This is a genomic window from Pseudomonas sp. HMWF032 (genome assembly GCF_003060885.1).
In the GTDB taxonomy this organism is placed as follows: Bacteria; Pseudomonadota; Gammaproteobacteria; order Pseudomonadales; family Pseudomonadaceae; genus Aquipseudomonas.
On record NZ_QAIG01000005.1, the window covers coordinates 1,439,220 to 1,453,031 of the forward strand.

Below are 13,812 nucleotides of genomic sequence, written 5' to 3' on the forward strand. Positions count from 1 at the left end.
GCAGTGACCAGACGATTGACCTCGACATCCTCGACCAGCAACACACGCAGGCCCTGCAACTGCGCCAGGCCATCCTCGCCCGGTTCGGGTTCGGCGGCCGCCTGCCAGGGCAACCACAAGTCGATGCAGGTGCCTTTACCGGTTGTACTTTGCAGTGCCAGGGTGGCACCCATGAGCTCCGCCAGCCGCGCGCTGATGTACAGGCCCAGGCCTATACCCGCCTGATCCGCTTGAGGGTCACGGACAAAGGCTTCAAATATTCTCGGCTGCAGCTCCTCACGAATCCCCGGGCCAGTGTCCGTCACTCGCAGCGCCAGCCCGCTGCCACGGCACGCCAGGCTGATTTCCACATATCCCGCCTGGGTAAACTTGAGTGCATTACCCAGCAGGTTGTAGAGCACTTGCCGCAACGGTTGCGGATTGCCCAGCACAAACGCCGGCAGATCCGCTGCACATCGGGTCAGCAGACTAAGACCACGCGCTTCGGCTTGCGGCCGGAAGATCGCCGCACACTCCTCGACCAGCCGCACGGGGGAAAACACCTGGGCTGGCGGCAGTTCCAGTTTTTCGGCACGCGACAAGAGCATCAGTCCGTCGAGTACATCCGTCAGGCTCTGGGCAGCAACCTGCACCGTCTCGAGGCGCTGAGCCTGTTCGCGCCCCAGCGCATCGCGCCCCAGCAGCTGCAGATGCCCCTGAATGGCCACCAGCGGCGTACGCAGTTCATGGCTGAGCATGGCCTGCCGTTCCAGCGACTGCCGAGCTTCATGCAACGCCTGATCGCGGGCAACGGCCAAGGCCGCGGTGCGTTCCTCGACGCGGGCTTCCAGCGAGGCATTGAGACGCTGCAAGTCCTCGCGCAACTCATTGCTCCGCCGCAGTGCTGCCGTCACCCGGCTGCCGACCACCAGACCATGTGACAACAGGAAAAACAGCACGCCGAGCGGTATCAGATTAAGCGTGGGCACACTCAGGGAATACATCATCAGGTCGTTGACGATGGTGAAATCCAGCACCAGCATGCCCAGCAATACGCCGAGCGCCCCCGGCCGGCGTCGCCGGGCCGCCAGCAGCAACGCGGCGAGAAAATACAGCTCGCTGAGCAGCAACCACAGGGCGCAGGGATCACGCAGCAGGGTAAAGAAGGATGCCGGCAACAGCAGCGTTGCCGCAGCCCCCAGCGCGCCGACCACCAGCATCAGGCGCAGGACATGCCGCGACAGCTCAGCGGGAAACAAGCGCAGCAGCAACAGACCATAGGCGGGAGCAAACAGATGACCGGACAGGTACTCCAGCCGGTAAACCCACAACGCGGGCCACTCCAGGTAATAGTCCAGCAGCCCGCCGCTGGAGACCGCGCGCATGCCCGCCAGAATCAGAATGGCCGCAAAAGGCGCGCCGCCCAGGGAGCGGGCTGCCCCGCGGTCCATCAGCCCCATAAACAAGGCCATCATGAATGCCGCACCAACGGTCAGCAGGTACAACGCTCGCTGCCGGCTGTTGTCCAGCTGCAACGCCTGCAGCGTGCCGGCACGCACGACCATGTCGACGCCACCCTCGTGGTGGAAGTGATTGGACAATTCCACCCGCAGCTTCACCCGCGCCTGTCCCAGCGGCAGTGGCACGATGGCGGGTTGTAAGCGCGGAATCTCATCGTGTGCATCACCGGGGCGGCCCAGCTGCAGCACCAGCACGCCATCCACCCAGATACGCGCGGCAGACTTGAGGTCGTCAAAATAAAGCGCCAGCTGTCTGGAATGCGCCGGCAGCAGAACCTCGCTGCGCAGTTCGATACGCCCGAAGCCCACCGCCCCCCAGGGTTTATCCGTGCCCTGGTCCCAGGTAAAGGGCAGGGTTACAAACTGCTCGGCCTGTTCCGGCTCCAGCCAAGTCAGCCGCCATTGTCCCGACAATGGCTGAGTCGCCTGCTGCTGCGGGTCCCATTGACGCAAGTCGCTGAGTGTATCGGCATACACCGGCCAGGCCGGCAGTAGCAGCAGAATGATCAGTCGCAACAGACGCATCACGTGCAGAGCGCTCCCTTATTGCTGGAAGCCGATGCGGCTTGCGGGCGGGGCCAAGAGTGCCCCGGAGTATATGAGATGCCCCGACAAACTGTGAATCAGCGCAAAATGCCAGCACCTCAGTGCCGATGGCTTTTGCCCACATGCGAGTGGCCGTCATCTGGCAGCGCGCTGACTCCGCCGCTGCTGTTCAGTTGCTGGAGAATGCCGCAGGCCTCTACGCCCTGCTCAGATGCACAGCGATGGCGCAGGTCGATCAGTTGCTGCTGCAGCGCCAGCAGACTGGTGACCCGTGCCTGAACATGACGGATATGCTCATCCACCAGGCTGTTGACGCCTTCGCAGTTCGGCTCGGGGTGATCCATCAGCGCCAACAGGCGGCGGATTTCATCCAGGGTCATGTCCAGCGTGCGGCAGTTGCGGATAAAGGTCAGCCGCTCCAGGTGCTCACTGCTATACAGGCGGTAATTGCCCTCGGTACGAGCCGGGGCCGACAACAACCCTTCGCGCTCGTAGTAGCGCACCGTTTCAACCGGGCAATCGGCCAGTTTGGCCAGCATTCCAATCTTCATGACAACCTCGCTCACAGGTGCTTGACCCTGTAGTGGCTTCAGGGTGTTCACTCTACTCCATCGTCTAACGAGGATCGCCTGATGAATGATTGCTGCGGCCACCATCACCCGCCAAAAGCGGACGCCATCGCCACTGCACCGCCACGCGAAGGCGTATTGGACGGTGCCCTGTTCAGCCAGTTTCGCATCGAGCAGATGGACTGCCCAACCGAGCAGGCGCTGATTGAGCAGCGTCTGTACGCGCTCGCCGGGATCGAACGCCTTGAGTTCAACCTGATCAACCGCGTGCTCGGGGTCTGGCACCGCCTGCCCTCCACTACGCCGATTGTGGCCGCGATCCACGCGCTGGGTATGCAGGCCGAGCCGCTGAGCGCTGAACGGCCACCCGCCAAGCCACCACACAAGAAACCCTGGTGGCCGCTGGGACTGTCCGGGGTGGCGGCGCTGAGCGCCGAAGTCCTGCACTTTGCCGCGCTGGCCCCGCAATGGGTGGTCGCAGCCGTGGCCTTGCTGGCCATTCTGTTGTGCGGCCTGGGCACCTACAAGAAGGGTTGGATCGCCCTGAAAAACCGCAACCTGAACATCAACGCGCTGATGAGCATTGCCGTTACCGGCGCGGTGCTAATCGGCCAGTGGCCAGAGGCGGCCATGGTCATGTTCCTGTTCGCCGTGGCGGAACTGATCGAGGCTAAGTCTCTGGACCGTGCGCGCAATGCCATTCGCGGCCTGATGGACCTGACGCCCGAGCGCGCTACCGTGCAGCAGGCTGACGGCAGCTGGCGCGAGGTGGCACTCAACAGCGTCGCGCTCGGCGCCCGCGTCAGGGTGCGCCCTGGCGAGCGCATTGGCCTGGATGGTGAAGTGCTCGTCGGCCACTCCACCGTCAACCAGGCGCCGATTACCGGCGAAAGCCTGCCAGTGGAAAAGACCGTCGGCGATCCGCTGTTTGCCGGCACCATCAACCAGGCCGGCGCGCTGGAATACCGCGTGCTGGCCGCTGCCGCCAACACCACGCTGGCGCGGATCATTCACGCGGTTGAACAGGCGCAGGGCTCCCGCGCCCCAACCCAGCGCTTTGTCGACCAGTTCGCCAGGGTCTACACCCCGCTGGTGGTTCTCCTGGCCCTGGTGGTTGCGCTGTTACCGCCGCTGCTGCTGGCAGCGCCCTGGTATGACTGGATCTACCGCGCCCTGGTGCTGCTGGTGGTGGCCTGTCCCTGCGCGCTGGTGATCTCGACCCCAGTGACCATCGTCAGTGGCCTGGCCGCCGCCGCGCGCAAAGGTATCCTGGTCAAGGGTGGGGTCTATTTGGAGAGCGCAGCCAAGCTGGACTACCTGGCCCTCGACAAAACCGGCACCCTCACCCACGGCAAGCCGGTGCAAACCGACTACCTGGCGCTGCACACGCTGGACAGTGATCGCTACCGCCGCCACGCCGCGAGCCTGGCCAGCCGCTCGGATCACCCGGTGTCCCAGGCCATCGCCCAACAGGCTCTCGCCGAGGGCCTGCCCACTCAGGCCGTGGAAGGTTTTGCCGCCCTGCCCGGCCGTGGTGTTCACGGCAGCATCGACGGCACCGCGCTTTACCTGGGCAATCACCGCCTGGTGGAAGAACGGGGCCTGTGCTCAGCCGAGCTGGAAGCCACCCTCGAACACCTCGAACGGCAAGGTAAGAGCGTGGTCGTGCTGTGCGACAGCAGCCGCGCACTGGCGCTGTTTGCCGTGGCCGACACCGTCAAGGCATCCAGCCGCGAGGCCATCGCCCAGCTGCATGCCCTCGGCGTGAAAACCAGCATGTTGACTGGCGACAACCCACACACGGCAACCGCCATCGCCGCACAGGTAGGCATCGACGAAGCCCGCGGCAACCTGCTGCCGGAGGACAAACTGCAGGCCATCGAAGCCCTGCAGGCACACGGCGGCGTGGTCGGCATGGTGGGTGACGGGATCAACGATGCCCCGGCGCTGGCCAAGGCGCAGATCGGTTTTGCCATGGCGGCGGCCGGTACCGACACGGCCATCGAAACCGCCGATGTAGCGCTAATGGATGACGACCTGCGCAAGATTCCGGCCTTTATCCGCCTGTCGCAGCAGACCGCTGCCATTCTCAAGCAGAACATCATCCTGGCCTTGGGGGTCAAGGCGCTGTTTCTCGCCGTCACCCTGAGCGGCCATGCCACCCTGTGGATGGCCGTATTCGCCGACATGGGCGTCAGCCTGCTGGTGGTGTTCAACGGCCTGCGCCTGCTGAAAAAATAGGTACACACGCACATGCACGCTCCCCTGCAACAGGCGATTACCGAGGCCTTTCTGCACGCCGAGCAGGCCAGGCGCGCGCACAACAGCGCTGCCGCTTTTGCCTGGTTGGAACGCGCGCACATCCTCACCCAGCGCCGCCCCCTGTTGCATGCCAAAAGCCATTGGCTGATGCTCACGCTCGGCTGGCAACAACGCGATTACCGCGAAGTGGCCGGCCAGCTGCCGCGGATTATCGCGGCCTTGCTGGCCTCGCGCATCTGGGTGCCCGTTGGCAACACCGGACGGGCACGGGTCAGCGCCTTCCGGCCGATGCCCGTGCCAGAGGAATTGCACAGGCTGCTGCACCACGCAAAGCACGCCCCTCCACGCCCCTGACGGGCAACACCGTGGGCCGTCAACGCCTGCGCGGCGGAGCCTCGGCGAGTTACGCGCTATAACTGGTTGGCTGGCCGCTGGCTGACCAGTAGCATGGCCCCAATAGCGCGATCACCGCAGCCACTCCATTGCGAGCGGCCGCTCACCCATCACCACGCACGACTATCGGCTCCATCAGCAGCTGAAGGATAGAGGGATGAAGTTAACCGTACGCACCCGCATCATCGCCAGTTTCACCGCCCTCATCACCATCTTGCTGCTATTCGCCACAACAGCCTATGTGCGCATGGTGTCGATCAAGGGCGAAACCGCACAGATGCAAGACAACGCCCTACCCGGGGTCTATTACGTCAGCAAGATCCAGAGTGCCTGGGCCGACCATGTGCTGGAGACCCATCACCTGATGCTGGGCCTTGACGATGGCACCAATGCGGCTGCACTCGCCAGCACCCAGGCCCGGTTCGCCGCCATTGAGGCCGCGCTTGATGACCTGTTAAACCGCTACCGGCAGACCAATATCAATAAGAACGAAGCGCAACTGGCTGATCAGTTCGAACAACAGCATCGCCAGTACCTGCTACTGCACAGCCAGTTAATCGGCATTCTGCGTGACGGCCCACAGCCCCAAGGCCATAGTTTCAGCACCGAACAGCTGCTACCGAAATGGGATCAGGGCCTGCAGACCCTGAACGAGCTGGTCGAGTTGAACAGAACCCTCGCCGACCATAGCGCGAGTGCTATCCGCGACGCCGTACGCTCGCTGGAGTTCGAGATCCTGCTGGCCATTGTGCTGACCATTGCGGCAGCCGGGGTCTGTGGCTGGCTGCTGCTGCAAGCCATCACCCGTCCGATCGACCACATTGTCAGCACCCTCAAGACCCTCGAAAGCGGCGACCTGTCCGTGCGCCTGAATATGCAGCGCAATGATGAATTCAACGCCATCGAAATTGGCTTCAACAGTATGGTCGGTGAACTCAAGACCCTGGTCGGCCACGCCCAGCGCTCGGCCGTGCAGATGACCACCGCAGTCACCGAAATCGCCGCCACCTCGCGCCGGCAGCAGGCCACGGCCACCGAAACGGCTGCCACCACGACGGAAATCGGTGCCACTTCACGCGAGATCACCGCCACCTCACGCGACCTGGTGCGCACCATGGGTGAGGTGTCCGACAACGCCGAACAGACTTCGATGCTCGCTGGCACCGGCCAGCTGGGGCTGAGCCGCATGGAAGAAATCATGCGCCAGGTCATGGGGGCCGCCGATGTGGTCAACGGCAAACTGTCGATCCTCAACGAGAAGGCCGGCAACATCAATCACGTGGTCACCACCATCGTCAAAGTGGCGGACCAGACCAATCTGCTCTCCCTCAACGCCGCCATCGAAGCGGAAAAGGCCGGCGAATACGGCAAAGGCTTTGCCGTGGTAGCGGTCGAAGTGCGACGCCTGGCCGATCAGACCGCAGTGGCCACCTACGATATCGAGCAAATGGTGCGCGAGATCCAGTCCGCGGTATCGGCCGGGGTGATGGGCATGGACAAGTTCTCCGAAGAAGTTCGCCGCGGCATCGGCGAAATGGCGCAGATGGGTGACCAGCTGGCACAGATCATTCAGCAAGTGCAGGCCCTCGCACCGCGTATTCAGATGGTCAACGAGGGCATGCAGGCGCAGTCAACCGGTGCCGAGCAGATCAACCAGGCCCTGGTGCAGTTGAGCGAAGCCAGCAGTCAGACCGTAGACAGCCTGCGCCAGGCCGGCGTGGCAATCGACGAGCTGAATCAGGTGGCCAGCAACCTGCGGGTTGGCGTCAGCAGCTTCAAGGTCTGAGCCATGCACAAAGCCGCCACTGCTGGATCAGCCAAGGGGGAGCTGCACCTGCTATTCCAGCTGGGCGAAGATCGCTATGCCATCAGCGCCCGCGAGGTTGCCGAGGTGTTGCCACTGCGCCAGCTCAAGCAGGTGCCGGAAACCCCGGAGTGGGTGGCTGGGGTTTTCCAGCACCGCGGACGGATGATTCCCGTGCTGGATCTCAACCAGCGCGTGCTCAAACGGCCAGCACTGGAACGCAATAGCACCCGCCTGGTGCTGGTGTACTTCGATGCACAACGCGGGGCGCACGCCTGCGTACTCGGGCTGATTCTCGAACAAGCCACCAACACCCTGCGCCTGCCTGCCGATGCCTTTACCAGCAGCGGTCTGGAGGCCGCACAGCCGGATTACCTCGGGCCAACGCAGGCGGATGAGCGCGGACTGATCCAGCGCATCGACGTTCAGGGCCTGCTGGATGACGCCCTGCGCGCCGTGCTGTTCAAGGCAGCGCAACAGGCTGGGGATGCGCCAGCATGATTGCGCAAATCGAACGCCTGCTGAAATCACGCATCGGCCTTGACGCCGAGTCGGTTGGCCGCAGCATGATCGAGCGCGCCGTGCGCCAGCGCATGAATGCTCAACACAAGAGCGCCCTGGAAGACTACTGGATTACCCTCAACGGTTCGTCCAAAGAACAGCAGGCGCTGGTTGAGGCTGTGGTGGTACCGGAAACCTGGTTCTTCCGCTACCCCGAGTCATTCAAGGCCCTTGCCACCCTGGCGGTTGAGAGCCACACCCGGCTAAACGCCGCGCGCCCGCTGCGTATCATCAGCGTGCCCTGCTCCAGCGGCGAAGAACCCTACTCGATCGCCATGACCCTGCTCGATGCTGGCTTCGCGCCCGAGCAGTTTCAGATTGAAGCCCTGGATGTCAGTGACAAAGTGCTGGCCCTGGCCAACCGCGGTATCTACGGACGCAATTCGTTTCGCGGCGACGCACTGGCATTCCGTGAGCGCTTCTTTCGCGTCCAGAACGACAGTTTTGTACTCGATGAGCGGGTCAAAAGCCGTGTGCAACTGCGCTGCGGCAACCTGCTCGACAGCGCCCTGTTCAGCACTACACCGGCCTACGATTTCATCTTCTGCCGCAACCTGCTGATCTACTTCGACCGTGCCACTCAGGTGCGCGTACTGGAACTGCTCAAGCGCCAGCTGCAACCACAAGGCGTGATGTTTATCGGCCCGGCCGAGGCCAGCCTGGCCACACAAAATGGAATGCAGGCCCTGGGTCGGCAACAAACTTTTGCGTTTCGCCTGGCGCCCGCCGAAACCGCTAAACCGATCAGCCTGAAGCCACCCAGCCGGGCACAGCCTGTTCTGCCACGCCAGCCTGCGCCACGGCCGCCAACAGCGCCGCGCAGCAGCGTGCCAGCGCGCCCCCCAACACCTGCAATGCCAGCCCCAGCGCCCATCAGCACACCCTGGGATAAAGTCGCCGAGCTGGCCAACGCCGGCCACTGCGAGCAAGCGCGCAGCCTCTGCGAACGCCATCTGCAGACAGCGGGTCCGAGCGCCCAAGCCTTCTATTGGCTGGGCCTGCTCAGCGATGTCGAGCAGCGCAGCGAACAGGCCTGTGGTTATTACCGCAAGGCCATCTATCTTGACCCGCAGCACCGCGAAGCACTGACCCACCTGGCCGCCCACCTGGAAACCCAGGGCGACCAGAGCGGGGCCCAGCGCCTGTATCGGCGTGCGCAGGAGGGAGGTAAATCATCGTGATGGATGCTGATCTGAACCAGGCACCAATTGACGACTGCTGGAACCGTATCGGCGTATTCGGTGACAAGAGCTGCGCGCGCCTGGACGCTCACATCCACTGCCGCAACTGCGAGATCTACAGTGCTGCGGCGATCACCCTGCTGGACCGCTATGGCACTGTGCTGGAACAGGACGCCAGCGGCTACGGCCAGGCTGAAGCCAGCGAAAACCAGGGTGAGCAGCGTTCTCTGTTGATCTTTCGCCTGGGTGAAGAGTGGCTGGCACTTGCCACCCGGCGCATGGCCGAAGTGATGCCCCTCTCCCCCATTCACACTCTGCCGCACCAAAAGAGCGGCAGCCTGCTGGGCGTCACCAACGTACGCGGCACGCTGGTCGCATGCCTCAATCTGGGTGAGGTGCTGGGCCTGGAGCGCAGCGAAAGTACGCAGGAAAAACGCGCCACACCGCGCATGCTGATCCTTGAAACCAACGCCGGACCACTGGTCAGCCCGGTTGATGAAGTCAACGGCATTCAGCGCATTCCCTTGGCATTGATCGGCGCCTCGGTGCAGGAAGACAAGCGCACCATCAGCCGCTTCAGCGCTGGCGTACTGCAATGGGACGGCAGGAGCATCACCCTGCTCGACGATGAACAACTGCTCGCCGCCATGATCAGGAGCCTGACATGACCCCGGATCAGATGCGTGATGCCTCGCTGCTTGAGCTGTTCCGCATGGAGGCGGAGGCGCAGAAACAGGTGCTGGATACCGGCCTGCTGATTCTTGAGCGTGACCCGGTGAATGCCGGGCAGTTGGAAGCCTGCATGCGCGCCGCCCACTCGCTCAAGGGGGCTTCACGGATTGTCGGCCTGGACAGTGGCGTAAAAGTGGCCCATGCCATGGAGGACCTGCTGGTGGCCGCCCAGGAAGGTCTGCTGCGCCTGCTGCCAGACCATATCGATGCCCTGCTGCAAGGCTCCGACCTGCTGTTGCGCATCGGCCAGGCACTGCCCGACACCGAGCTTGAATCGCAGATCCACCACGTCACTTCACGCCTGCAGGCACTGCTCGGGGCAGCCGTACCGGCCCTGCGTGAGCCGCCCACTGCCGCGCCCCCGACAACCGAGCCGACGTCCAGCGCCCAACCCGCGCCCACGCAGCCGCCCACTGAACCGACAAGCGAAGAGTACAGCCGGGTGCTGCGCGTTTCCGCCGAACGCTTCGACCACCTGATCGACCTGTCGGGCAAATCGCTGGTGGAGTTCCAGCGCATGAAACCACTGAGCGACTCCCTGCACCGCCTCAAGCGCCAGCAGGCTGCCGCAAGGCGTACCTACGAAAGCCTACGCGAACAGCTGCTCGGCCTGCCAATCAGCCCCACCATAGAAACCCTGCTCAACGATGGCCGCCACCTGCTGATGGAGTGCCAGCAGCAACTGCAGAGCCATCAGGAACTGTTCGATGACTTCGCCTGGCATGGCGGCCAGCGCACCCAGCAACTGTATGACCTGGCCCTGGCCTCGCGCATGCGGCCGTTTGCCGACGTGCTGACCGGCCAGGCGCGCATGCTGCGTGACCTGGGACGTTCACTGGGCAAGCAGGTGCACCTGGAGGTTGAAGGCGAACACACCCAGGTCGATCGCGACATTCTTGAACGATTGGAGGCCCCACTGACCCATCTGCTGCGCAACGCGGTTGATCACGGCATCGAACCGCCGGCGCTGCGGGTGCGCAAGGGCAAGCCCGAAGAAGGCACGGTGCTGCTCAAAGCGCGCCATCACGCCAACATGCTGATTCTGGAAGTCAGCGATGACGGCGGCGGGGTTGACCTGGAGCGGGTCCGCCAGGCCATCATCGAGCGGCGCTTCACCTCCGCCGAACAGGTGGCGCAGATGAGCGAGGAAGAGCTGCTGACCTTCCTCTTCCTGCCCGGTTTCAGCATGAGCCAGCAGGTCACTGAAATCTCCGGGCGGGGTGTCGGCCTGGACGTGGTGCAGCACGAAATCCGCCGTATGCGTGGCAACGTGCGCCTACAACAGCGCCAGGGCGAAGGCAGCCTGTTCCATATCGAACTGCCACTGACCCTGTCAGTGGTCCGCGCGTTGGTGGTGAGCATCGGCGGCGAGGCGTATGCCTTTCCCCTGGCACAGATTGAACGCATGCTGCGCCTGCAGCGTGAGGCGATTGTTCACCTCGAAGGGCGCCAGCACTTCTGGCTCGAAAACGAACACATCGGCCTGCTGTCCGCCGCCCAGCTGCTGCAATGCGCCGAGCAAAAAAGCGAAGAGGCGGACATCCCGATTGTGATGATCCGTGACCGCGAGCGCTGCCACGGCCTGGCGGTCGAACGTTTTATTGGTGAGTACACCCTGGTGCTGATGCCGCTGGACCCACGCCTGGGCAAGATCCGCGACGTGGCGGCCGGGGCCTTGCTGCACGACGGTACGCCAGTGCTGATTCTGGATGTCGATGACCTGCTCAACTCGGTTGCCAAGCTGCTTGGCGGCGGCCATCTGGAGCGTGTCGACCACAGCGGCAGCACCCGCCAGGCCAGCAGCAAACGTGTGCTGGTGGTGGATGACTCGCTCACCGTGCGCGAGCTGGAACGCAAACTGCTACTCAGTCGCGGCTATCAGGTCGAGGTGGCCGTCGATGGCATGGACGGTTGGAACGCCCTGCGCGCAGGCAGCTTCGACCTGCTGATCACCGATATCGACATGCCGCGCATGGACGGCATCGAACTGGTCAACCTGCTGCGCCAGGACCCACGCCTGCGCTCGCTACCGGTGATGGTGGTGTCCTACAAGGACCGCGAAGAAGACCGCCGCAAAGGCCTGGAAGCCGGGGCGGACTATTACCTGGCCAAAGCCAGCTTCCATGACGAAGCACTGCTGGATGCCGTACAGACCCTGATTGGAGAGGCACGCGAATGAGGATTGCAATCGCCAACGACATGCCGCTGGCCGTCGAAAGCCTGCGCCGGGCGCTGGCTGCCGAGCCGCAGTACGAGTTGATCTGGGTCGCCGAGAATGGCGAAGATGCCGTGCGCCGCTGCCGCGAGGATCACCCCGACCTGCTGCTGATGGACATGCTGATGCCCGGCATGAACGGTGTCGAAGCCACCCGACGGATCATGCACGACACCCCCTGCGCGATCCTGATCGTCACCGCCGATGTCGAGCGCAACCTGACCCAGGTGTTCGATGCCATGGGCGCCGGCGCACTGGACGTAGTAGCCGTGCCATCACTCGGGCCGCAGCAGCTGCTCGATGGCGCGGCGATCCGCCGCAAGATCCACAACATCGCCTGGATGATCGGGCACAAGGCCTCAGGCAGCGTCACCTCGGCCCCAGCCAAGACCAGTGATCTGCGCGACAAACGCCTGGTGGCCATCGGTGCCTCGGCCGGCGGCCCGGCCTCGCTGGTTGAATTGCTGCAGCAGATCCCGGCGAAGTTTCCCGCCAGCATCGTCCTGGTGCAACACGTCGACGAGGTGTTTGCCGCAGGCATGGCGCAGTGGCTGGCCAGCGAATCACACCTGCCTGTGCGCCTGGCCCAGGACGGCGAGCTGCTGCAACCGGGTGAAGTGCTGCTGGCCGGCGCCAACAACCACCTGTACTTGACCCCCGAAGGGCGGCTGGTCTACCGCCGCGAACCGGCCGATCAGGTCTACCGTCCGTCTATCGATGTATTCTTCAACAGCGTGGCCACCCACTGGTGCGGCGATGCCATCGGCGTGCTGCTGACCGGCATGGGCCGCGACGGCGCATGCGGGCTCAAGCAGATGCGTGAGCGCGGTTTTCACACCATCGCCCAGGACCAAGCCAGCTGTGCGGTCTATGGTATGCCTAAGGCGGCGGCGGCCCTGGAAGCTGCCGTGGAGATTCTGCCGCTGGACAAGATTGCCCCTTGCCTAGTCAAGCGTTTGAGTTGATGCACCCACCGCTAGCACTTTGCCGGCACCAGATGAAGTAAATGATGGAGTACTGCCATGCAACGGCCTCATGAGCATCCCCCGTTTCCTCAAGGGATACCCGACTATTCGATGATGGTGCTGCTGGTCGATGACCAAGCCATGATCGGCGAGGCCGTAAGGCGAGCGCTGGGCGAAGAGAGCGACATCGACTTCCACTTCTGCTCAGACCCGCACCAGGCCCTGCATGTGGCCCAACAGATCAAGCCCACGGTGATCCTGCAGGATCTGATCATGCCCGGCATCGACGGCCTCGACCTGCTCAGCCAGTACCGCAGCACACCGGGGCTGCGTGATGTACCTATCATCGTGCTGTCGACCAAGGAAGACCCCAAGGTCAAGAGCGCAGCGTTCGCCGCTGGCGCCAACGACTACCTGGTGAAGTTGCCGGATGTGATTGAACTGCTGGCGCGTATCCGCTACCACTCGCGCTCCTACCTTACCCTGCAACAGCGGGATGAGGCCTACCGTGCCTTGCGCGAAAGCCAGCAGCAATTGCTCGACACCAACCTGGTGCTGCAACGGCTGATCAAATCCGACGGTCTCACCGGCCTGGCCAACCGCCGCTATCTGGATGAATACATCGAAGTCGAGTGGCACCGGGCCCAGCGTGACAACAGCGAACTGTCTCTGTTGATGATCGACGTCGACTACTTCAAGGCCTACAACGATCAGTATGGGCATGTGGCCGGCGACGATGTGCTGCGCCAGGTGGGCGAGGCCTTACGCACCAGCTGCACCCGTGCCGCTGACCTCGCGGCCCGCTATGGCGGCGAAGAGTTCGCCGTGATCATGCCAGGCACCGCCTCCGGTGGCGCACGCCTGCAGGCCGAGAAGGTCCGGCGCGCCATCGAGGCGCTCGGCATCCCCCACGAGCGGCCGAAAGCGGGCTCATGCATCAGCGTAAGCATTGGTATCGCCACCCTCAGGCCGAGTGAGGGGAACGACCCCATGGGCCTGATCATTAAGGCCGACGAGGGCCTCTACCTGGCCAAGCACAGTGGCCGCAATCAGGTGGCGATGGCCCCGGATAACAGCTGAGCGCC

The 13,812-nt window shown here is 63.6% G+C and carries 11 protein-coding genes; 9 read left to right on the forward strand and 2 right to left on the reverse strand.

The genetic code is table 11. From position 1 onward, the window contains the following. Positions 1–2,024, reverse strand: a 2,024-nt coding sequence (locus tag DBR00_RS09340) for a HAMP domain-containing sensor histidine kinase (protein ID WP_256582957.1), incomplete at its 3' end; no start/stop codon positions are given. 119 nt (positions 2,025–2,143) lie between these two features. After that, positions 2,144–2,596: a Cd(II)/Pb(II)-responsive transcriptional regulator gene (gene cadR / locus DBR00_RS09345; RefSeq protein WP_108487572.1), complete on the reverse strand. Its 453-nt coding sequence runs from the start codon at positions 2,594–2,596 to the stop codon at positions 2,144–2,146. An 81-nt stretch (positions 2,597–2,677) separates the two neighbouring features. Here cadR and DBR00_RS09350 point away from each other — a divergent pair, with 81 nt between their 5' ends. The 9 genes from DBR00_RS09350 (at position 2,678) to DBR00_RS09390 (ending at position 13,807) form a co-directional block, all read left to right on the forward strand. Then, complete coding sequence (locus DBR00_RS09350; protein ID WP_177479939.1) at positions 2,678–4,855, forward strand: heavy metal translocating P-type ATPase; 2,178 nt, start codon at positions 2,678–2,680, stop codon at positions 4,853–4,855. A 12-nt stretch (positions 4,856–4,867) separates the two neighbouring features. Continuing rightward, complete coding sequence (locus tag DBR00_RS09355) at positions 4,868–5,230, forward strand: DUF3703 domain-containing protein (protein ID WP_108487560.1); 363 nt, start codon at positions 4,868–4,870, stop codon at positions 5,228–5,230. A gap of 196 nt (positions 5,231–5,426) precedes the next feature. Beyond that, positions 5,427–7,055 carry a methyl-accepting chemotaxis protein gene (locus DBR00_RS09360; protein ID WP_108487562.1) on the forward strand — a complete coding sequence of 543 codons (1,629 nt, stop codon included), beginning with the start codon at positions 5,427–5,429 and terminating at the stop codon, positions 7,053–7,055. Positions 7,056–7,058: 3 nt separating this feature from the next. Next, positions 7,059–7,574: a chemotaxis protein CheW gene (locus tag DBR00_RS09365; protein ID WP_108487564.1), complete on the forward strand. Its 516-nt coding sequence runs from the start codon at positions 7,059–7,061 to the stop codon at positions 7,572–7,574. Next, positions 7,571–8,815: a protein-glutamate O-methyltransferase CheR gene (locus DBR00_RS09370; RefSeq protein ID WP_108487566.1), complete on the forward strand. Its 1,245-nt coding sequence runs from the start codon at positions 7,571–7,573 to the stop codon at positions 8,813–8,815. The genes DBR00_RS09365 and DBR00_RS09370 overlap by 4 nt, the downstream gene beginning before the upstream one ends. After that, on the forward strand, positions 8,815–9,483 hold the full coding sequence (locus DBR00_RS09375) for a chemotaxis protein CheW (protein ID WP_108487568.1): 669 nt from the start codon (positions 8,815–8,817) through the stop codon (positions 9,481–9,483). The genes DBR00_RS09370 and DBR00_RS09375 overlap by 1 nt, the downstream gene beginning before the upstream one ends. Beyond that, on the forward strand, positions 9,480–11,726 hold the full coding sequence (locus tag DBR00_RS09380; protein ID WP_108487570.1) for a hybrid sensor histidine kinase/response regulator: 2,247 nt from the start codon (positions 9,480–9,482) through the stop codon (positions 11,724–11,726). Before DBR00_RS09375 ends, DBR00_RS09380 begins: the two co-directional genes overlap by 4 nt. Next, positions 11,723–12,727, forward strand: coding sequence for a chemotaxis response regulator protein-glutamate methylesterase (locus DBR00_RS09385; RefSeq protein ID WP_108538044.1), 1,005 nt, complete (start codon positions 11,723–11,725; stop codon positions 12,725–12,727). The genes DBR00_RS09380 and DBR00_RS09385 overlap by 4 nt, the downstream gene beginning before the upstream one ends. A 57-nt stretch (positions 12,728–12,784) precedes the next feature. Next, entirely contained in the window at positions 12,785–13,807 is a 1,023-nt protein-coding gene (locus DBR00_RS09390) for a PleD family two-component system response regulator (RefSeq protein ID WP_108490018.1), read from the forward strand. Positions 13,808–13,812: the final 5 nt, after the last annotated feature.

Coding starts and splice junctions, on each gene's coding strand:
- cadR (WP_108487572.1), bottom strand. CDS start 2,596: ATGAAGATTGGAATGCTGGCCAAACTGGCCGATTGCCCGGTTGAAACG.
- DBR00_RS09350 (WP_177479939.1), top strand. CDS start 2,678: ATGAATGATTGCTGCGGCCACCATCACCCGCCAAAAGCGGACGCCATC.
- DBR00_RS09355 (WP_108487560.1), top strand. CDS start 4,868: ATGCACGCTCCCCTGCAACAGGCGATTACCGAGGCCTTTCTGCACGCC.
- DBR00_RS09360 (WP_108487562.1), top strand. CDS start 5,427: ATGAAGTTAACCGTACGCACCCGCATCATCGCCAGTTTCACCGCCCTC.
- DBR00_RS09365 (WP_108487564.1), top strand. CDS start 7,059: ATGCACAAAGCCGCCACTGCTGGATCAGCCAAGGGGGAGCTGCACCTG.
- DBR00_RS09370 (WP_108487566.1), top strand. CDS start 7,571: ATGATTGCGCAAATCGAACGCCTGCTGAAATCACGCATCGGCCTTGAC.
- DBR00_RS09375 (WP_108487568.1), top strand. CDS start 8,815: ATGGATGCTGATCTGAACCAGGCACCAATTGACGACTGCTGGAACCGT.
- DBR00_RS09380 (WP_108487570.1), top strand. CDS start 9,480: ATGACCCCGGATCAGATGCGTGATGCCTCGCTGCTTGAGCTGTTCCGC.
- DBR00_RS09385 (WP_108538044.1), top strand. CDS start 11,723: ATGAGGATTGCAATCGCCAACGACATGCCGCTGGCCGTCGAAAGCCTG.
- DBR00_RS09390 (WP_108490018.1), top strand. CDS start 12,785: ATGCAACGGCCTCATGAGCATCCCCCGTTTCCTCAAGGGATACCCGAC.